Annotated in this window: 17 protein-coding genes; 11 read left to right on the top strand and 6 right to left on the bottom strand. The window is 67.2% G+C overall.

What is annotated here, in order from left to right:
• The first annotated feature begins 456 nt into the window (after window positions 1–456).
• On the top strand, window positions 457–675 hold the full coding sequence (gene rmf / locus BLQ74_RS02470) for a ribosome modulation factor (protein WP_090260497.1): 219 nt from the start codon (window positions 457–459) through the stop codon (window positions 673–675).
• An 81-nt stretch (window positions 676–756) separates the two neighbouring features.
• Here rmf and BLQ74_RS02465 read toward each other — a convergent pair whose 3' ends face one another.
• On the bottom strand, window positions 757–1,788 hold the full coding sequence (locus tag BLQ74_RS02465) for a quinone-dependent dihydroorotate dehydrogenase (protein WP_090260494.1): 1,032 nt from the start codon (window positions 1,786–1,788) through the stop codon (window positions 757–759).
• Between the two features lie 240 nt (window positions 1,789–2,028).
• On the opposite strand from BLQ74_RS02465, the gene BLQ74_RS02460 reads away from it, so the two are divergent.
• Complete coding sequence (locus BLQ74_RS02460) at window positions 2,029–2,904, top strand: DUF6685 family protein (protein ID WP_244507129.1); 876 nt, start codon at window positions 2,029–2,031, stop codon at window positions 2,902–2,904.
• Here BLQ74_RS02460 and BLQ74_RS02455 read toward each other — a convergent pair.
• Window positions 2,901–3,332 carry a helix-turn-helix domain-containing protein gene (locus BLQ74_RS02455; protein ID WP_090260492.1) on the bottom strand — a complete coding sequence of 144 codons (432 nt, stop codon included), beginning with the start codon at window positions 3,330–3,332 and terminating at the stop codon, window positions 2,901–2,903. The two genes, BLQ74_RS02460 and BLQ74_RS02455, sit on opposite strands and share 4 nt — an antisense overlap.
• Before the next feature lie 122 nt (window positions 3,333–3,454).
• Here BLQ74_RS02455 and BLQ74_RS02450 point away from each other — a divergent pair, with 122 nt between their 5' ends.
• Together BLQ74_RS02450 and BLQ74_RS02445 are read left to right on the top strand one after the other, a co-directional pair.
• Window positions 3,455–3,667 (top strand): hypothetical protein, encoded by a 213-nt coding sequence (locus BLQ74_RS02450; RefSeq protein WP_090260490.1) that lies wholly within the window; start codon window positions 3,455–3,457, stop codon window positions 3,665–3,667.
• Window positions 3,664–3,936 carry a hypothetical protein gene (locus BLQ74_RS02445; protein ID WP_090260488.1) on the top strand — a complete coding sequence of 91 codons (273 nt, stop codon included), beginning with the start codon at window positions 3,664–3,666 and terminating at the stop codon, window positions 3,934–3,936. The genes BLQ74_RS02450 and BLQ74_RS02445 overlap by 4 nt, the downstream gene beginning before the upstream one ends.
• On the opposite strand, the gene BLQ74_RS02440 is transcribed toward BLQ74_RS02445, so the two are convergent.
• Window positions 3,927–4,457, bottom strand: a complete 531-nt coding sequence (locus BLQ74_RS02440; RefSeq protein ID WP_090260486.1) for a hypothetical protein — start codon at window positions 4,455–4,457, stop codon at window positions 3,927–3,929. The genes BLQ74_RS02445 and BLQ74_RS02440 overlap by 10 nt on opposite strands.
• A 203-nt stretch (window positions 4,458–4,660) precedes the next feature.
• Between BLQ74_RS02440 and BLQ74_RS02435 the strand changes: the two genes are divergently transcribed.
• Window positions 4,661–4,888, top strand: coding sequence for a hypothetical protein (locus BLQ74_RS02435; RefSeq protein ID WP_090260484.1), 228 nt, complete (start codon window positions 4,661–4,663; stop codon window positions 4,886–4,888).
• A gap of 88 nt (window positions 4,889–4,976) precedes the next feature.
• Here BLQ74_RS02435 and BLQ74_RS02430 read toward each other — a convergent pair whose 3' ends face one another.
• The 3 genes from BLQ74_RS02430 to BLQ74_RS02420 form a co-directional block, all read right to left on the bottom strand.
• Complete coding sequence (locus BLQ74_RS02430; RefSeq protein WP_090260481.1) at window positions 4,977–9,839, bottom strand: NAD-glutamate dehydrogenase; 4,863 nt, start codon at window positions 9,837–9,839, stop codon at window positions 4,977–4,979.
• A 291-nt stretch (window positions 9,840–10,130) separates the two neighbouring features.
• Window positions 10,131–10,535 carry a MerR family transcriptional regulator gene (locus BLQ74_RS02425; protein ID WP_090260480.1) on the bottom strand — a complete coding sequence of 135 codons (405 nt, stop codon included), beginning with the start codon at window positions 10,533–10,535 and terminating at the stop codon, window positions 10,131–10,133.
• A 35-nt stretch (window positions 10,536–10,570) separates the two neighbouring features.
• Window positions 10,571–11,146, bottom strand: a complete 576-nt coding sequence (locus BLQ74_RS02420; protein WP_090260478.1) for an NAD(P)H-dependent oxidoreductase — start codon at window positions 11,144–11,146, stop codon at window positions 10,571–10,573.
• A gap of 200 nt (window positions 11,147–11,346) precedes the next feature.
• On the opposite strand from BLQ74_RS02420, the gene BLQ74_RS02415 reads away from it, so the two are divergent.
• From BLQ74_RS02415 to BLQ74_RS02390, 6 genes are read left to right on the top strand one after another with little or no spacing between them, the layout of a single operon-like run.
• On the top strand, window positions 11,347–12,306 hold the full coding sequence (locus BLQ74_RS02415) for an AAA family ATPase (RefSeq protein WP_090260476.1): 960 nt from the start codon (window positions 11,347–11,349) through the stop codon (window positions 12,304–12,306).
• Window positions 12,306–13,265, top strand: coding sequence for a DUF58 domain-containing protein (locus BLQ74_RS02410; protein WP_090260474.1), 960 nt, complete (start codon window positions 12,306–12,308; stop codon window positions 13,263–13,265). Before BLQ74_RS02415 ends, BLQ74_RS02410 begins: the two co-directional genes overlap by 1 nt.
• The gene (locus BLQ74_RS02405) at window positions 13,262–13,759 is read left to right on the top strand and encodes a DUF4381 domain-containing protein (RefSeq protein WP_090260472.1); all 498 of its coding nucleotides are present in this window, start codon (window positions 13,262–13,264) and stop codon (window positions 13,757–13,759) included. The genes BLQ74_RS02410 and BLQ74_RS02405 overlap by 4 nt, the downstream gene beginning before the upstream one ends.
• Window positions 13,752–14,774, top strand: a complete 1,023-nt coding sequence (locus tag BLQ74_RS02400) for a vWA domain-containing protein (RefSeq protein WP_090260471.1) — start codon at window positions 13,752–13,754, stop codon at window positions 14,772–14,774. The genes BLQ74_RS02405 and BLQ74_RS02400 overlap by 8 nt, the downstream gene beginning before the upstream one ends.
• Entirely contained in the window at window positions 14,771–16,534 is a 1,764-nt protein-coding gene (locus tag BLQ74_RS02395; RefSeq protein WP_090260470.1) for a VWA domain-containing protein, read from the top strand. Before BLQ74_RS02400 ends, BLQ74_RS02395 begins: the two co-directional genes overlap by 4 nt.
• Window positions 16,531–18,174 (top strand): BatD family protein, encoded by a 1,644-nt coding sequence (locus tag BLQ74_RS02390; protein ID WP_090260468.1) that lies wholly within the window; start codon window positions 16,531–16,533, stop codon window positions 18,172–18,174. Before BLQ74_RS02395 ends, BLQ74_RS02390 begins: the two co-directional genes overlap by 4 nt.
• Window positions 18,175–18,230: the final 56 nt, after the last annotated feature.

Here is an 18,230-nt window from a genome sequence, read left to right as displayed (position 1 = left end):
GGGCCGCAGCCCTTTTCAGCGAGGCTACCTGGCCTCTTGAGCGTAGTGTCGCGTCAGCACGCCTGACCCTACACCATGAATTCTTGTAAACCCGGTTTCGCAGCGCGACCCGGAGTCGCAGGCTCGGCCCGCTCGTCGGGATGAGAGAGGCTCTCAATTGCACGAGCAATTCGTCGCCTCTCGGGTATAAGCCCCGTCACATGCGGGCCAGAGCCGTTCAACGGAGGCCCGGAGCGAAAGAACTTATGGCCCGAACCCATAAGAGTTAAGTCTTTATGACAAATTGGTCGTTCACAGTCGCAGAGACCATGGTTTAGAACTCAGCTTAACCCGTCGCCGCAAAGGTGGCGGGAGGGGCCTGTCACGCCGGCAACCGGCCCCTGTGGCGGAAACTTCCGCCAGGCCTCCCTGGGGGGCCAACGGGACATAACAGTCAACAAGTGAGGGCAATACCCTATGAGAAGACTTAAGCGTGATCCGTTGGAAAGAGCCTTTTTGCGTGGTTATCAATACGGTGTCAGTGGTAAATCCCGCGATCTCTGTCCGTTCACCCATCCCGAAACCCGGCAATCCTGGCTCAACGGCTGGCGCGAGGGCCGCGGCGACAACTGGGATGGTCTTACCGGCACCGCCGGTCTTCAACGTCTGAACCAGATGCAACACGCAACCAGCTGACCAAGGATCACACCGATTTCCCCAAGCACGCCCCATCCGGGCGGCAGGGCGCAAGCCCAAGGGCTCCGAAAGGAGCCCTTTTTATTGGCCCACGCGCCGCGCCGCGGCGATCGCATCCACCGCTTCTCGGATCAACGCAGGGCCCTTGTAGATGAAGCCGGAATAGATCTGCACCAGGCTGGCACCGGCGGCGATCTTCTCCGCCGCATGAATGCCTTCGGTGATGCCGCCGGCGGCGATGATCGGCAGACGGCCACCGAGTTCCCCAGCCAGCACCTTGACGATGTGCGTGCTTTTCTCGCGCACCGGGGCGCCCGACAGGCCACCCGCCTCGTTGGCGAACGGCAAGCCTTCGACGCCTTCACGCCCCAGGGTGGTGTTGGTGGCGATCACCGCATCCATCCCCGCTTCCACCAGCGCCGCCGCCACCAGGGCGGTTTCCTCGTCGCTCATGTCCGGGGCGATCTTGATCGCCAGGGGCACCCGCCGGCCATGCTGCTCGGCGAGGTCTTCCTGGCGCAGGCGCAGTGCTTCCAGCAATTGCTTGAGCGAGTCGCCGAACTGCAGGCTGCGCAGACCCGGGGTATTCGGTGAGCTGACGTTGACCGTGACATAGCTGGCGTGGGCATAGACCTTGTCCAGGCAGATCAGGTAGTCGTCCACCGCGCGCTCGACCGGGGTATCGAAGTTCTTGCCGATGTTGATGCCCAGCACGCCACGGTACTTGGCCGCCTTGACCCGCTCGATCAGATGGTCGACGCCGTGGTTGTTGAAGCCCATGCGGTTGATGATCGCCGTCGCCTGGGGCAGACGGAACAGCCGCGGCTTGGGGTTGCCCGGTTGCGGGCGCGGTGTGACGGTGCCGATTTCGATGAAGCCGAAGCCCAGCTGGGCGAAGCCGTCGATGGCGTCGCCGTTCTTGTCCAGGCCGGCGGCCAGACCGACCGGATTGGCGAACTCCAGGCCCATGACCTTGACCGGCAGGCTGGCCGGCGCCTTGCTGAACAGGCCGTTGAGCCCGAGGCGGCCGCCGGCGCCGATCAGATCGATGGACAGTTCGTGGGAGGTTTCCGGGGAGAGTTTGAACAACAGCTCGCGGGCCAAGCTATACATGGTCGGGCATCGGTCGGCAAAATGGGGCGTTATTATAGCTGGCCGGCCACGCATCAGGCGAGGCACCAGGTCGCAGGGAGCCGCACCTGGCCGATGAGCCGAAACCACAAGGAGACGTTTTTTGTCGAAGCACGGACGCACAATCGTCGCTGCCTTTCCTATGCTTAGAGCTGTCCGGGGCATGCCCAGCATGGCATCCCCCGTATCGGCCCACCGGCTACCAGGAGCTTTGCGCCGCCCATGAGCCAACCCCGCATGTCCCAACGCCTCGCTGCCATTGCCCAACGCCTGGGCCTGGGCGCGGCGGACGCGCAGAAGGTGTTGCAGCGCAGCCGCGCCCTGGCACTGCCATTCAGCGCTCCGGAACGCCCAGCCTCGGGTATCGGCTGGCAATCCGGGCCACCGCTGCATCGCCTGATCGATCTGCCACGCGGCGCGCTGTCCGGCCCGGTACAGGAAGACAAGGCACGTGCCCACGCGGTGCTGAAGAGGCTGGTGGCAAAGCACCGGGAGGAACGCCCCGCCATCGACCTGCGCGAGGTCGACGGCCTGTGCAGCCGCGGCCCGTTGCTCGACAGCCGCCTGTCGAGCTTCGAGGAACTGGCCGCCAGCGAGGCCTGCCGCAAGGTTCGTATCATCAGCTACAAGGATTTCAGCAAGGCCCTCGGCCTGGCCCTGCCCGACTTCGAGCGCAAGGCCACGCTGCGCCTGCGCCAGGCCGACTGGCATGCCGAGCGACTGTTCTGGGACGAGGAAAGCCACCCCTGCGAATTCGCCTGCGCGGTGGCCTACGCGCGTCGCCGCGGCCTGGAGATCCGCCTGCCGGCAACGATCGAGCATTACCACCTGCAAGGCAGCGCGCTGGACGAACTGCAGCAGCGCTATCACCTGCTTGCCATCCCCACCCGGGCCTGGAGCGACCCCGGCTTCATGGGCCTGCTGCTGGATACCGGGCTACCCTATGCGCGCTTCGGCCTGTTCAACAGCGAAACCCCGGAGAGCCTGCTGCTCCCCAAGGATCATCCGCAGGCCAACGCCTTTGGCGAGGGCCTGCGCGAAATCGGCGCGCCTGATCTGGTGGCGTACCTGCGCGCCTGTCTCAGCGAGCGCGACTAAGCCTCGCCCTCGCCCTCGCCCGGCGGCGCCGGTTCCTCTTCGCGCTCTTCTTCCTCGCGCAGGCGTTCGAGCACTTCGCGGTGGCGCGCCCGCCATTCCTCCAGGTCCATCTCGCTGTTCTCCAGCAAGGTGGGATAGCGCTGCACCAGGTAGACCGCGGCGCGTTGCGCCGAGTCGGCGATCTTCCAGGCCACCGAGGTGGAATCGAGCGGCCCTTCGTAGGTGATCCAGCGGCTGAAATCCGGATAGACGCTGCAGACCTTCTGGAAATCCTCGTCGTGCATGCGTTGCAGACCCAGCTCGATATTCTCGACGCTCTTGGTCTTCATGCCGACGACTTCGGCGAACTCCCTCCGGCTCAGCCCCATCAGCTCGCGCAGGCCGCGCAGCCGTTCTCCAGCGGTGAATAGGAAACGTTTCTTAACCATCTGTCATCCATGTCCGAATAATCGGGGAAGCCCTTTTTACTCCTAGAAATTAGGATAACCTCCGCGCAGAACCGACGAAATTATTCGTCTTGGAAGGCGCTGGTCATGGTGCAGGATGCCGCATGAAAGGGAAAGAAACCTTCTCCGTAGAGCTGTCGGAACATTCCTATTACCTCACGCTGGAACGCTTCGCCGAACTGATCGGCATGGCCGATCAGCTACCGCTGCTGGAAAACTGGATCGACGCCGGTGCGCTGCCGATGCGCCAGTTCGGCGAACAGCGACTGGTGGATCTGCGCGCGCTGCTTGAGCGCCAGGAGCGGTCCGAGGAATGAGCCGCGTGGAGTTGCCCAGGCTGTGCCGCCACGTCACCGATCTGGTGCGTGGCCGCCCTGTGCGCCTGGACGACGCCGAGTGCCAGGTGCTGCAGCCGTTCATCAGCATGGGCCTGCTGGAGGTGCAGGCCGCGGATCGGCCCGGCGCTGCCAGGCGCTGCCGCTGTCACCACCCGCGCCTGTTCGAATTCCACTTCTACTATCGCTGGCTACCGCAGAACGCCCACCTGTTCCGCCCGCAGCAGAGCCCGCCGCGCAATCACTCCTGACTGGCGCGCTGCAGGCTTTCGTAGGCCGGCGCCGCCGGAATGCCGACTTCCACGCAGAGCGCCATGACCCGCTCCAGGTCTTCGCGGTAGACCAGCACCGCCTGCAAGGCGTCATCCAGCGGTTCGCTGAAGTTCACCAGCACATAGCCACCCTTTTCCGGGTAGAGCGCGCTCAGTTGCACCTGGATACGGTTGAGCGCGGTGAGCGGCTCGGTCTTCTGCAGCTGCTTGGGCTTGAGCACGAAGGACACGCTCTTATCGAAAGAGGCGACTATTTCGGCGAACAGGTCGGCGTAGTTGTCGGCCTGGAAGAGCACGATCTCCGGCAGGCTGCCGACCACCACCCACTCGCCCAGCGGAATCGGGAAGCTGTCGTCGTAGTTGATGTCCGGATTGGCCGCCAGGAAGGCTTGCGGGTCGGCATAGGCCGCGGCCGCTTCCTCGGCGATCTGCTGGATTTCCTCGGCGCCCAGGCATCCCGAGCTGATCAGGGTGATGAGTTCGACGAGTTGCTCTTTCATGGGACAGGTCCTACCGAGGAAATGACAAGGCCGCGAAGAATAGCCGGAAACGCCCGACGATGTCGCACCGGGGAACCTTCCGCGACGGCCAGGGGTCGGAAGTCACCGCAACGATAAGCACTATCGAACAGGATGATTTCCGCCGCTGACGAGGCATCGCTAACCTGCCAGCGTTCCCATTCCGCTAAACCCAGGGTGCATTCATGCCCAGATCCTTCAGCCTCCTGACGCTTGCCCTGCCCGTGCTGCTGCTGGGCTGCGCCGCCCAGCCGCCGCACGAGGACGACGCGCGTGCCTACAGCAACAGCGAGGTCAAGGCCTTCGCCCTGAAGATGCTCGGTGGCAGCAAGCTGTCCGACGACTACTACGCCAAATACCGCCGCGCCCTCACCGAAGACCACGACGCCGCCGCGCGCAAGAGCGGTAGCTGAGTTCCCTGCCGAAACGTCCCCTCCCGCCGAAAAAAAGCCCCGCACAAGGCGGGGCTGAACAGTAAGGCGGTGTCCTGTCGCTGACGCGTCAGGGGATGCACACCCCGTGCTGATTGCTCTGCGCCAGGTCCAGCAGTTCGCGGTTGGCCACCGCGTACATGGCGTAGTCGGTACTGGTCGAGGCACGCAGTTCGCTGAGCATGGTTCTCCAGCGATTCACCATCGGCCGATGCTGCTCGATCCATAGCCCCACGCGCTCGCCGATATCGGCCGGGCCGTCCTGCATCTGCAGGACCGAGACGGTGATAGCCCGCTGCTGCCAGTCGAGATCGTCGCGGAAGGCTTCGCGGGCCAGGGCCTGCCAATTGTTGTCCACCGGCAGCCCGCTGAGCTGCTGCAGATACCAGGTCAGTTCCAGCTCGCTGCCCAGGGCGAAGTAGGCACGCGCCACCTCGGCCGGGTCGCGGCCGGTGAGGTCTGCCGCCTCGACGATCGGCAGCAGCGTGTACAGGTGGCTGGTACCGGCCACCATCCGCGCCAGTAGCTCCGGCACGCCGGACTCGACATAGGCCTGGTAGCGCGCCTGCCACAGCTCGCGGGTCGGGCCTTCGAGCAATTCATCCAGCTTCAGCCCAAGGGCGGCGATGCGCGGACCGAAGTGCGCCACGTCGCGCGCGGCGTCCTGCTCGTTGCGTCGGCTGCGCAGGAACCAGCGGGTCGCGCGGCGGCCCAGGCGCATCAGCTCGTCCATCAGGGTCAGCTGGACGTCCGCCGGCACCTGGTAGTCGAGTTGCTCGATCTGCCGGAACCAGTGCGGCAGGTGGAAGACGTCGCGCACGATCACGTAGGCGCCGGCGACGTTCGCCGGGGTCATGCCGGTGGACTCCTTCAGGCGCTGCACGAAGGTGATGCCCATGTGGTTGACCAGATCGTTGGCGATCTGCGTGCTGACGATCTCGCGCTTCAGCCGGTGCTTGCGCATGGCGCTGCCGAACTTGGCCACCAGGGTCTGCGGGAAGGCCGTTTCCATGTCGCGGGTGAGGTAGTCGTCGTCCGGCACCAGCGACTTGAGCAGCGACTCCTTGAGGTCGATCTTGCTGTAGGAGATCAGCACCGACAGCTCGGCGCGGGTCAGCCCGCGACCGGCGGCGATGCGCTCGGCCAGCTCGTCGTCCGAGGGCAGGAACTCCAGGGCGCGATCCAGCTTGCCGCGCGCTTCCAGGTCGCTCATCAGTCGCTTGTACTCGGCGATGCGCTCGCGGGCGCGGCGCTCGGCCAGGGACAACGCCTGGGTCTGCTTGTAGTTGTTGCCCAGCACCAGGTCGCCGACCTGCTCAGTCATCTCGGCGAGCAGGCTGTTGCGCTGCTTGCCGGTCATGTCGCCGGCGGCCACCACCTCATTGAGCAGGATCTTGATGTTGACCTCGTGGTCGGAGCAGTCCACGCCACCGGCGTTGTCGATGAAGTCGGTGTTGCAGGCGCCGCCGTTGAGGCCGAACTCGACCCGCGCCAGTTGGGTCATGCCGAGGTTGCCGCCCTCGCCCACCACCTTCACGCGCAGTTCGCGGCCGTCCACGCGCAGGGCGTCGTTGGCCTTGTCGCCGACGTCGGCGTGGCTTTCCTTGCTCGACTTCACGTAGGTGCCGATGCCGCCGTTCCACAGCAGGTCGACCGGCGCCTTGAGCAGCGCATTGATCAACTCGGTGGGCGTCAGGCGTTCGGCCTGGATGTCGAAGCGTTCGCGCACTTCGGGGCTGAGCAGGATGCTCTTGGCGCTGCGCGGGAAGACGCCGCCGCCGGCGGAGATCAGCTTGGCGTCATAGTCCGACCAGGCCGAGCGCGGCAGGTTGAACAGGCGCTGGCGCTCGGCGAAGCTGGCCGCCGGGTCCGGGTTGGGGTCGAGGAAGATGTGCATGTGGTTGAAAGCGGCGACCATCTGCAGCTTGTCGGACATCAGCAGGCCGTTGCCGAACACGTCGCCGGCCATGTCGCCGATGCCGATCACCGTGATGCTGTCCTTCTGCACGTCGATGCCGCGCTCGCGGAAGTGTCGCTGCACGGAAACCCAGCCACCGCGCGCGGTGATGCCCATGCCCTTGTGGTCGTAACCGGCCGAGCCGCCGGACGCGAAGGCGTCGCCGAGCCAGAAGCCGTACTCGGCGGCGATGCCGTTGGCGATGTCGGAGAAGGTCGCGGTGCCCTTGTCGGCGGCCACCACCAGGTAGGGGTCGTCCTCGTCATGCCGGACCACATTGGCCGGCGGCACCACCTCGCCCTCTTTCAGGTTGTCGGTGATATCGAGCAGGCCGGAGATGAAGATGCGGTAGCAGGCGATGGCTTCCGCCTGGATTTCGTCGCGGCTGCCGCCCACCGGCAGGCGCCGCGGAATGAAGCCGCCCTTGGCGCCGACCGGGACGATCACCGCGTTCTTCACCTGCTGCGCCTTGACCAGGCCGAGCACCTCGGTGCGGTAGTCTTCCTCGCGGTCGGACCAGCGCAGGCCGCCGCGGGCCACTTTACCGCCGCGCAGATGCACGCCTTCGACGCGCGGGCAGTAGACGAAGATTTCGTACTTCGGCACCGGCTTGGGCAGCTCGGGAATCGCCTTGGGATTGAACTTGAAGCTGAAGTAGCCCTTGTTCTGGCCGTTGCCGTCGGGCTGGTAGAAGTTGGTGCGCAGGGTGGCCTTGATCAGGTCCAGGTAGCGCCGCAGGATGCGGTCTTCGTTGAGCACCTGAACGTTGTCGAGGGCCGCGAGGATCGCCTGTTCGAGCTTCTGCTGCTTGTCTTCCAGGTCCTCGGCGGTGAGCTTGCGCGCCAGGTAGAAGCGCGTCTTGAACAGGCGCACCAGTTCGCGGGCGATATCGACATGGGCGTGCAAGGCACTGGCGATGTAGCCGAGGTCGAAGCCCAGGCGGATCTGCTTGAGGTAGCGTGCGTATGCGCGCAGCAGCGCGACGTCGCGCCAGGCCAGGCCGGCGGTCAGCACCAGGCGGTTGAAGGCATCGTTTTCGGCATCGCCGTTGACGATGTGGACGAAGGCGTCCTGCAGGGTTTCGTTGAGCTGCTGGATGTCCAGGTCCAGGCCTTCGGCGTAGGTGAAGGCGAAGTCGTGAATCCAGTACTCACGGCCATTGGCGTGGCGCAGCCGGTAGGGGAATTCGCCGAGCACGCGCAGGCCGAGGTTCTCCAGGATCGGCAGGACATCCGACAGCGCCAGCGGCGTATCGGCGTGGTAGAGCTTGCAATGCAACTGCCGTTCGCCTTGCGCCAGCGGCTGGTAGAAGCTCATCACCAGCGGGCGGCTGTCGGACAGGCTGAGCAGGTGCTGCAGGTCGACCACCGCGAAGTGCGGCGCGAAGCGTTCGCGGTAACCGGCGGGGAAGCCTTTCGGGAAATCTTCGAGGATGTTGGTGCCCTGGCCTTCACCGAAGTTCTCCACCACCATCGCGGCGTAGTCGTCCTGCCAGGAACGGCAGGCCTGCACGGCCTCTTCTTCGAGACGCTTGGGATCGATGTCGATGCGGGTCTTCGGATCGACGCGGAGGATGAACTGCACCCGCGCCAGGGTCGATTCGGAGAAGAAGGTCCAGAACTCGCAGTCGCTGGCCTTCAGGCGATCGCGCAGGACCTGCTCGATCTTGATCCGGGTTTCCGTGGAATAGATGTCGCGCGGCACATAGGCCAGGCAATAGACGAAGCGGCCGTAGGGGTCCTTGCGCAGGAACAGGCGGATCTTGTTGCGCTCCTGGATCTGCACGATGGCCAGGGCGGTGCTGAACAGCTCGTCCACCGAGGTCTGGAACAGGTCGTCGCGCGGCAGCACTTCGAGCACCTGGGCCAGTTCCTTGCCCAGGTGGCCGTTGGCATCGAAGCCCGAGCGATGGCCGACTTCGGCGACCTTGCCGCGGATGAAGGGAATCTGGTTGACGCTTTCGTTGTACACCGAGGAGGTGAACAGGCCCATGAAGCGGAACTCGCGCAGCACCTTGCCCTTGGCGTCGATCTCGCGGATGGACACGTAGTCCGGATAGGCCGGGCGATGCACGCGGCTCGGCTGAGCGGCCTTGGCGAAGGACAGCAGCAGCGGCTCGCGCAGGTAGGCGACGGCGTATTCCTCGATATGCAGCTCGTCCTGGCTGAGTCCGGCGCGCAGCAGCTTGGTCACGCCGAGGAAAGACTTCTCGTCGTAGATGATCCGCCCGCCATCGCCTTCGTCGGCGACGGTGAACTCCTCGTAGCCGAGGAAGGTGAAATGGTTGTCCAGCAGCCATTCGAGGAAGGCGCGAACCTCGCCGACCTCGTCGGCGCGGGCCTTGGCCTTCGACTTGCCGAGCCAGGCCAGCAGCTCTTCGGCCTTGCCGCGCATGGCGGGGAAATCGGCGACCGCCTGGCGCACCTCGCCGAGCACATCGAGCAGGGCCTTGTCCAGGGTGCGCAGCTCACCCACATGGGAGGCGCGGTCGATCTCCAGGTACATCAGCGATTCATGCCGCACGTCCTCGCCCTGGCTGTTCTTCGGCAGCAGTTCGAGCAACTCGCCCTTTGCATTGCGGCGCACGCTGACCACGGTGGTCTGCAGGGTGTGAATGCTGTAGCCGCGGCGGTTCAGTTCCATGCGCACCGAGTCGACCAGGAACGGCTGGTCGGGGTGCAACACCTGCACCGCGGTATGGGTCGACTGCCAGCCATGCTTCTCGTAGTCGGGGTTGTACACCTGCGCGACCGGCTCGGCGGCGTTGAAACGTTCCAGCAGGCGCCAGGACGACAGGGTGCAGCCAACCAGGTCGGTCAGCCGGCGCTGGGTCAATTCGTCGAGGGAGATGAGGCTGAAGAACTGCTCAGCGAAAAGGGCTACTTGTGGCAGCACCTTGTCGCCGACATGCTGCGCCAGGGCCGATTGCAGTTGCTGCTGGAAATCGGCTTTGCTGGCCGCGGTGAAGAACGCCATGGTTGTACTCCGCTTGGCTCGTTTTATTGGCTTTCAGCGTAGATCGCTTATTCGCGCTCGGGAGGTCGTCACAGGGATAGCTGGCAGTGTGACGCCGCGACCGACGACCGAGACCGGCCGGTCAGCGTGGCTCGCCGAGCTTAACGAGGTCGGAGCCGACTCGGCTTATGGGGGTGCGACATATTCGTTCAACGCCTTGCAGGAAGGCGGGACTCCCGTGCCAGTTGGCCACTGCCTTCATGGGCCGCCGCGTCCCGCGACGGACGCCAGGCGGATGGCCGAACCTCCGGCTCAGCGCTGGCCGCGCGGGCGTTCGGCGGGACCTGCGAGGTATTCGAGCGGGCATTCCTGGCGGGCGGCATCGAGTGTGCGCGCAAACGCATCCAGGCCATCCCGCTGCGCCTGCAAGGCATCGATCTGCGCGCCCAGTTCGGCCTTCTTGCTGGCAATCGCCTGCTTCGCCAGCTCCCAGGGGAAGGCATCGCCGTGGTGGCCGTCGAGCATCGTGCGCAGCTCCCGGAGCTTGAAGCCCATCTGCTGGGCGCACTTGATGAGCATCAGGAATTCGACGCTCTGCTGGCTGTAGACGCGGTACCTGCCCTCGCGCCGGGGCGGCGGCAGCAGGCCGATGTCCTCGTAGTGGCGAATGCTCTTGACCGTGGTGCCCGAGAGCCGGGCGGCTTTGCCGATGTACATGAAGATCCATCTCGATGAGCGAACAGAGCCCGGCGTCAGTGACGGGCCACGGCCCTGGCCTGTTCCAGCCAGGCCTCGCGGCGCGACGCGCTGGAGCCCAGGATAGGTCCGCAGGTCAGGGTCTTCAACGGCTTGATGCCGCAGAACGCCAGGGTGGTCTTGCGCATCTGCTGCAGGCCGGGCATGCGGTAGACCCATTTGAAATACCAGGGCGGCGTGTCCATGGTCGCCAGCAGGTGCGCGCTCCGGCCCTTGAGCAACGGCTGTGGAAAGGCCTGGCCTGCGCGGTACTTGAAGGCGAAGCCGGGGAGCAGGACCCGGTCGAGGAAGCCTTTCAGCAAGGCCGGGACGCCCCCCCACCAGATCGGGAAGACGAACGTCAGGTGCTCAGCCCAGCCGATATCGGCCTGGGCTCGCTGCAGGTCCGGCTCCAGCGGCTGAATCGCGCGATAGCCCGCATGCAACAGCGGATCGAAGCGCAACTCGCCCAGGCGCAGCAGGCGCACGTCGTGACCGGCCGCCTGGGCCGCCTGCACGTAAGCGTCGGTCAATGCCCCGCAGAAACTGTCGGCGGACGGGTGCCCCAGAATCACCAGCATGCGTTTGCCCATCGAGCGTACTCCTGAACAGAAAGCGTCCAGGCTAGGGTCTGCCCCTAGGGGGAGAGTCAAGGCAGCGCCGGCTGGCGCCTCGCGCACCGTCCCTTCGCGGCGCTGCGGGCTAACCTGCACGGCCGCTCACCGATGCAGTAAAGTATGGGCCCCGATCGGCCGCGTCCGGCCCGTCACCCCCAGTCCAGGAATCCCCTTCGATGGAACATCGTGAGTCGCTTCTCGCGCTGCGACATTATCTTTCCAGCCAGATCCTCGGTCAGGAGAAGCTCATCGAGCGGCTGCTCATCGCCCTGCTCGCCGACGGCCACCTGCTGGTCGAGGGCGCGCCCGGATTGGCCAAGACCAAGGCCATCAAGGACCTCGCCGAAGGTCTGGAAGCCGAGTTCCACCGTATCCAGTTCACCCCCGACCTGCTCCCGGCGGACATCACCGGCACGGAAATCTACCGCCCGGAGAACGGCACCTTCGTCTTCCAGCAGGGGCCGATCTTCCACCACCTGGTGCTGGCCGACGAGATCAACCGGGCACCGGCCAAGGTGCAGTCGGCGCTGCTCGAAGCCATGGCCGAGCGCCAGGTCAGCGTCGGCCGCACGACCTACGACCTGCCGCCGCTGTTCCTGGTGATGGCGACGCAGAACCCGATCGAGCAGGAAGGCACCTACCCGCTGCCCGAGGCCCAGCTCGACCGCTTCCTCATGCATGTGAAGATCGGCTACCCGGAAGCCTCGGTGGAGCGCCGCATTCTCCAGCAGGCACGTGGCGAGGCGCTGCATGGCGAGTCCAAGCCGGAGCGTCGGGTCACCCAGGAATCGATCTTCGCCGCGCGCCAGGAAATCCTCGGCCTGCACATGGCCGACGCGGTGGAGGAATACCTGGTGCAACTGATCATGGCCACCCGCACCCCGGCCAAGTACGACGCCGAGCTGGCCGAATGGATTTCCTACGGCGCCAGCCCGCGCGGCTCCATCGCCCTCGACCGCTGCGCGCGCGCCCATGCCTGGCTGGCCGGCCGCGACTTCGTCAGTCCCGAGGATATCCAGGCGGTGCTGTTCGACATCCTGCGCCATCGCCTGATCCTCACCTTCGAGGCGGAAGCCGCGGGGATCGACCAGGACCGCGTGGTCCAGCGCATCCTCGACGTGGTTGCCGTGGCTTGATGCACAGTGTGCTTGCGCCCGGCGTCGCGGTCAGCCTGCAAGAGCTGATCGACATCCGCCATCGCCTGCGCGAAGTCCAGCTGTTCTCCACGCCGGCGCGGCGCAGCCCGCTGATCGGTCTGCACCACTCGCGCCTGCGCGGGCGCGGCGTGGACTTCGACCAGGTGCGGGTGTACCAGGCCGGCGACGACGTGCGCACCATCGACTGGCGCGTCACCGCGCGCACCCAAGAGCCGCACACCAAGCTGTTCCACGAAGAGCGCGAGCGCCCGGTGTTCGTCATGGTCGAGCAGAGCAGCCGGCTGTTCTTCGGCTCCGGCCTGTGCCTGAAGTCGGTGCTCGCCGCGCGGGCCGCCGCCCTCCTCGGCTGGGCCGCGCTGGGCCACAACGACCGCATCGGCGGCCTAGTGCTGAGCGACAGCGACACCCACGAAATCAAGCCGCGGCGCAACAAGCAGAGCCTGCTGCAACTGCTCAACCTGATCGTCCGCGCCAACCACGCGCTGCTCACCGGCACCCCGCCGGCAACCCCCAGCGACGGCTTCGGCCCGGCCCTGCGCCGCGCCCGCGAAGTGCTGCGGCCGGGCAGCCTGGTGATGATCGTCTGCGACGAACGCGCGCTCGGCGCGACCCCGCAAGGCGACCTGGCCGAGCAGCAATTGAGCCTGCTGGCGCGGCACACCGACCTGGTCCTGCTGCCGGTCTCCGATCCCCTCGACCACGCTCTGCCGGCGGCCGGGCTGATGCGCTTCAGCCAAGGCGCGGCGCACCTGGAGCTGGACACCCATATCGACGAACAACGCCTGGCCTACCGCGCCCTCGGCGAGGCCCGGCGCGAACGCTGGAAACGCCTCAGCCAGCGCCTGGGCGTGCCGCTGCTGCCGCTGAGCACCCAGGAGGAGCTGGTGGAACAGTTGTGCGACCAGTTGGAACAACACCAATCGGGACGCCGCACATGAACCCGCTCGACGCCCTGGCGCCGCTGATCGAGCCGCCGGCCATCGGCTGGTGGCCACCGGCGCCCGGCTGGTGGTTGCTGGCGCTGGTGTTGCCGGTGCTAGCCTGGGCGCTGTGGCGGCAACGCCATCGGCTGCTGCCGCGCCAAGGCGCCAGTGCGCCCCAGGAGGCGCCGCTGGACCCGCTGCGGCTGGCCGCCCTGGAAGAACTGGCGCAGTTGCCGCGCCCCTACGACGGCGTGCCCGCCGGCCCCTGGCTGCAAGCCATCAATGCCCTGCTCAAACGCCTGTGCCGGGCGCGCTGGCCGAACGACAACAGTCATACCCTCAGCGGCCGCGCCTGGCTGGCCTTCCTCGACAACCGCTGTCCGGCCGCCGGCCTGACCCGCTGGATGATCCTCGTCGAAGGCGGCTACCGCGCCGAATGCCGGCTCGACGACAAGGCCATCGAAGGCCTCAACGCCGCCGTGGAAACCTGGGTACGCAAGCATGTTTGAGTTCGCCTGGCCGTGGATTTTCCTGCTCGCCCCGCTGCCCTGGGTGCTGCGCCTGCTGCTGCCGACCGCGGACAGCGGCGAGGCCGCGCTGAAAGTCAGCTTCCTCGCCGAACTCGAAGGTCTGGCCGGCCGCCGCGCCCGCGCGCGCCTGCCGGCCTGGCGCCTGCAGGCGCCCTTCGCCCTGCTCTGGCTGTTGCTGCTGCTCGCCGCGGCACGCCCGCAATGGGTCGGTGACCCCTTGCCGATCCCCGCCAGCGGCCGCGATCTGTTACTGGCGGTGGACGTCTCCGGCTCGATGGACACCACCGACCTCAAATGGCAAGGCGCTGAAATCAGCCGCCTGGGCCTGATCAAGCAACTCTTCGGTGACTTCATCGAACAGCGGCACGGCGATCGCGTCGGCCTCATTCTGTTCGGTAGCAAGGCCTACCTGCAGGCGCCGCTGACCTTCGACCGCCACGCCGTGCGGGTCTGGCTCGACGAAGCGCTGATCGGCATCGCCGGCAAGGACACCGCCCTCGGCGACGCCATCGGCCTGGCGATCAAGCGCCTGCGCCAGCGCCCGGCGGAAAGCCGCGTGCTGGTGCTGATCACCGATGGCGCCAACACCACCGGCGCCATCGACCCGCTGACCGCCGCGCGGCTGGCCGCGGAGGAGCAGGTGAAGGTCTACACCATCGGCATCGGCGCCGATCCGCAGGGGGAAAGCGTGCTCGGCATCCTCGGCCTGAACCCCGGCCTCGACCTCGACGAGCCGACCCTCAAGGCGATCGCCGCGACCACCGGCGGCGAATACTTCCGCGCCCGCTCCGGCGAGGAACTGGCGAAGATTTCGGCGACCCTGGACAGCCTCGAACCGGTGGCGCAGAAGCCGACCCAGGCGCGCCCGGCGCTGGCACTGTACCACTGGCCGCTGGCCGCCGCGGTGCTCTTCAGCATGCTCTTGGTGGCCCGCGAGCTGTGGCCGCCGGAAGACTGGCGCTGGCCGCAACGCTGGCCCTGGAGGCGCCCATGAACCTCTGGCCGCACCTGCTGCGCCCCGGGTGGCTGCTGTTGCTGCCGCTGCTCGCCTGGCTGGTGTGGAAGCTGCTGCACCGCCAGCGCCGCGCCGGACGCTGGCAACTGCTGCTGCCGGCGGCCTTCCACCCCTGGCTGCTCAGCGGCGGCAGCGGCCGCGCCGACCGCCGTCCCTGGCTGTACCTGGGACTGGCCTGGCTGCTCGCCGTGCTGGCCCTGCTCGGACCGAGCTGGCAGCAGGTCGAGCAACCGGCCATGCAACGCAGCGATCCGCTGGTGGTGATCCTCGAACTGACGCCGCAGATGCTCGCCACCGACCTGCAGCCGACCCGCCTGGAGCAAGCGCGGCGCAAGATCCTCGACCTGCTGCAGGCGCGCAGCGACGCGCAGACCGCCATCGTCGTCTACGCCGGCAGCGCGCACACCCTGGTGCCGCTGGCCAACGATCAGCTCACCGCGCGCAACCTGCTGGATGCGCTCAAGCCATCGATCATGCCCGTGCCCGGGCAGCGCGCCGACCTCGCCGTGAGCCTGGGTCTGCAACTGCTCGAACATGGCGCCGAGGGCAGCGGGCGCCTGCTGCTGATCAGCGGCGCTCTCGATGCCAGCGAGCAGCAGGGCATCCGCAAGGCGCTGCGCGGCAAGGGCAAGGACTTCGCCCTGCTCGCCGTGGGCAGCGCCGCCGGCGCGCCCATCCTGCAGGAAGACGGCACCTACCTGAAGGACAGCCAGGGCAGCATCCTGCTACCACGCCTCGACGAAGCCGGGCTGCGTCAGTTCAGCGACAGCCTGGACGCCGGCTACCAGCGCCTGAGCGCCGGCAACCGCGACCTGCGCGCCCTCGGTCTGCTCGACAGCAACCGCGGCCTGGCGGCGACCGGCGAAGACGCCATGCTGCGCTTGCAACGCTGGGCCGACCAGGGCTACTGGCTGCTGCTGCCGTTACTGTTGCTCGCCGCCTGCGCCGGGCGCCGCGGCTGGCTGTTCTGCCTGCCGCTGCTGCTGCCGCTGCTGTGGGCGCCGCCGCAATCGGCCAACGCCTTCGACTTCGCCGACCTCTGGCTGCGCCCGGACCAGCAGGGCCAGCGCCTGCTCGCCGAACAGCGCGCGGAAGACGCCGCGCGCCGCTTCGAGGATTTCCGCTGGCGTGGCGTCGCCCTCTACCAGACCGGCGACTATGCCGGCGCGGCCCAGGCCTTCGCCCACGGCGACACTGCCGCCGACCACTACAACCGGGGCAACGCCCTGGCCCGCCAGGAGCAGTACGAAGCCGCCATCGACGCCTACGAACTGGCCCTGGAGCGCGCGCCAGGCTTGCAGCAGGCGCAGCGCAACAAGGCCCTGCTGGAAGACCTGCTGCGCCAGCGCGCGGCCGAGCGTCAGGCGGCGCAAACGCCGCCGAAGCCAACGGAAAACCCCCGCAGCAGCGAACATGGCGAGAACACGCCGACGCCATCGAGCCAGGCGCCGGAACAGCCGCTGCACCCCGGCGAGGAACGGCCATCGCAGCCGACCGCCTCGGCGCGGATACCGGCGCCCGCCGACCTCGGCCCGCCCAGCGCCAGCCGCAGCGGCGAAGCGCCGCAGGGCGCCGCCACGACGGAACTCCCGGCCGCGCCGACGGCCGAAGCCACACTCAGCGATGAACGCCGCCAGGCCCTGGAACAATGGTTGCGGCAGATTCCCGACGAACCCTCCGAATTGTTGCGGCGCAAGTTCTGGTATCAACAGCAGCAGCGCCAGGAAAACACCCCATGAAACGGCTGATCTGCCTGATCCTGCTCAGCCTCGTCGCCCTCCAGGCCGAGGCCAGCCTCACCGCCAGCGTCGACCGTGCACGCCTGAGCGCCGGCGAGAGCGTCGATCTGACCCTGGAGTCCGACGACCCCACGCTGTTCGGCAAGCCCGATATGGCGCCGCTCGACGCGCAATTCGAGATCCTCGCCACGCGCCAGGTGAACCACCTGACCACCCTCAACGGCAAATCCCAGGCCACCACCCGCTGGATCGTCACCCTGCAACCCAAGCAGACCGGCACGGTGGTGATCCCGGCGCTGCGCCTGGGCAACAACGAGTCGCGGCCGATCAGCCTGCATGTGCTCAAGGCCGACGAAGCGGACAGCGAACAGACGCTGTCGCCGGTGTTCATGGATGCCAGCGTCGATCAGGAAGAGGTCTACGTGCAGGCCCAGGTGATCCTCACCCTGCGCATCTATCACTCGGTGTCGCTGTACGACGACAGCAGCCTGAGCCCGCTGCAGATCGCCGACGCCCGGGTCGAGCCGCTCGGCCAGCCGCGCACCTATGAGAAAGAGATCAACGGCGTGCGCCATGGCGTGATCGAGATGCGCTACGCGATCTTCCCGCAGCGCAGCGGCGAGTTGCTGATTCCCGGCCAGACCTTCAGCGCCACCCAGGTCGCCCGCGCCAGCGGCAATACCCCGCAGCCCTTCGGCAACCGGCCGGGCAAGCAGGTGCGGGTCACCTCACCGGACATTCCGCTGCAGGTCAAAGCCAAGCCCGCCGAGTATCCCGCCGATGCGCCCTGGCTGCCGGCGCGCGCCCTCAGCCTGAACGAAAGCTGGACCCCGCAACCGCAACAGGTCAAGGCCGGCGAATCGCTGACGCGCAACCTGATGCTGCGCGTCGAAGGGCTCTCCAGCGCGCAACTGCCGCCGCTGCCGCAGGGCTTGCCCGCCGGCCTGCGGCACTACCCGGACCAGCCGAAGCTGGCCGAGCAGCAGACCGACCAGGGGCTGGTCGGCAGCCGCGAAGAGCGCGAGGCGCTGGTCCCGGACCAGGCCGGGCAACTGATCCTGCCCGACCTCGACGTGGTCTGGTGGAACACCCAGGAGAATCGCCTGGAGCACACCACCCTGCCCGGCCGCACCCTGAGCGTGGCAGCCAACCCGCAACTGGAGGCGCAGGACCAGGCGCCGCTGGCCAGCGCAGCGCCGGCCTCCGTCTCGCCGCGGCTGTGGCCCTGGCAACTGGCGACCGTCCTGCTGTCGCTGACCAGCCTGCTCGGCTTCGGTCTCTGGTGGCGCGCCCGCCAGCAACCAGCGGTGATTCGCGCGGCGGCCAACGCACCGAGCGCACGCAGCCTGCTCGACGAACTGCGCCGCGCCTGCCAGGCCAACGACCCGCACGCGACCCGCCAGGCCCTCGACGCCTGGGCCCGCCAGCAACCGGAAACCCTGGCCGACATGGCGGCGCGTTTCGTGCCGCTGTCCGACGCCCTGGACAGCCTCAACGGCGCGCTCTACAGCGACAGCGAAGGCGGTCACACCTGGCAGGGCGAAGACCTCTGGCGGGCGATCCGCGCGCTGCCCGACGCCAGCCTCGCCACCGGCACGCCGCAGGAAGGCGCCAGCCTGCCACCGCTCTACCCGCGCTGAGCCGGTCGCCGCGCCACTGGCCGCTTGCGGCTGCACGCGGCGTCAGCCGCCCGGGC

The organism is Pseudomonas panipatensis, assembly GCF_900099785.1.
In the GTDB taxonomy this organism is placed as follows: Bacteria; Pseudomonadota; Gammaproteobacteria; order Pseudomonadales; family Pseudomonadaceae; genus Pseudomonas; species Pseudomonas panipatensis.
Note: the sequence above shows the minus strand (reverse complement) of the source record. Positions and strands in the feature narration are given on the sequence as shown.

Excerpts from the sequence above, each read along its gene's own strand:
- rmf (WP_090260497.1), top strand. The coding sequence starts at position 457 with ATGAGAAGACTTAAGCGTGATCCGTTGGAAAGAGCCTTTTTGCGTGGT.
- BLQ74_RS02465 (WP_090260494.1), bottom strand. The coding sequence starts at position 1,788 with ATGTATAGCTTGGCCCGCGAGCTGTTGTTCAAACTCTCCCCGGAAACC.
- BLQ74_RS02460 (WP_244507129.1), top strand. The coding sequence starts at position 2,029 with ATGAGCCAACCCCGCATGTCCCAACGCCTCGCTGCCATTGCCCAACGC.
- BLQ74_RS02455 (WP_090260492.1), bottom strand. The coding sequence starts at position 3,332 with ATGGTTAAGAAACGTTTCCTATTCACCGCTGGAGAACGGCTGCGCGGC.
- BLQ74_RS02450 (WP_090260490.1), top strand. The coding sequence starts at position 3,455 with ATGAAAGGGAAAGAAACCTTCTCCGTAGAGCTGTCGGAACATTCCTAT.
- BLQ74_RS02445 (WP_090260488.1), top strand. The coding sequence starts at position 3,664 with ATGAGCCGCGTGGAGTTGCCCAGGCTGTGCCGCCACGTCACCGATCTG.
- BLQ74_RS02440 (WP_090260486.1), bottom strand. The coding sequence starts at position 4,457 with ATGAAAGAGCAACTCGTCGAACTCATCACCCTGATCAGCTCGGGATGC.
- BLQ74_RS02435 (WP_090260484.1), top strand. The coding sequence starts at position 4,661 with ATGCCCAGATCCTTCAGCCTCCTGACGCTTGCCCTGCCCGTGCTGCTG.
- BLQ74_RS02430 (WP_090260481.1), bottom strand. The coding sequence starts at position 9,839 with ATGGCGTTCTTCACCGCGGCCAGCAAAGCCGATTTCCAGCAGCAACTG.
- BLQ74_RS02425 (WP_090260480.1), bottom strand. The coding sequence starts at position 10,535 with ATGTACATCGGCAAAGCCGCCCGGCTCTCGGGCACCACGGTCAAGAGC.
- BLQ74_RS02420 (WP_090260478.1), bottom strand. The coding sequence starts at position 11,146 with ATGGGCAAACGCATGCTGGTGATTCTGGGGCACCCGTCCGCCGACAGT.
- BLQ74_RS02415 (WP_090260476.1), top strand. The coding sequence starts at position 11,347 with ATGGAACATCGTGAGTCGCTTCTCGCGCTGCGACATTATCTTTCCAGC.
- BLQ74_RS02410 (WP_090260474.1), top strand. The coding sequence starts at position 12,306 with ATGCACAGTGTGCTTGCGCCCGGCGTCGCGGTCAGCCTGCAAGAGCTG.
- BLQ74_RS02405 (WP_090260472.1), top strand. The coding sequence starts at position 13,262 with ATGAACCCGCTCGACGCCCTGGCGCCGCTGATCGAGCCGCCGGCCATC.
- BLQ74_RS02400 (WP_090260471.1), top strand. The coding sequence starts at position 13,752 with ATGTTTGAGTTCGCCTGGCCGTGGATTTTCCTGCTCGCCCCGCTGCCC.
- BLQ74_RS02395 (WP_090260470.1), top strand. The coding sequence starts at position 14,771 with ATGAACCTCTGGCCGCACCTGCTGCGCCCCGGGTGGCTGCTGTTGCTG.
- BLQ74_RS02390 (WP_090260468.1), top strand. The coding sequence starts at position 16,531 with ATGAAACGGCTGATCTGCCTGATCCTGCTCAGCCTCGTCGCCCTCCAG.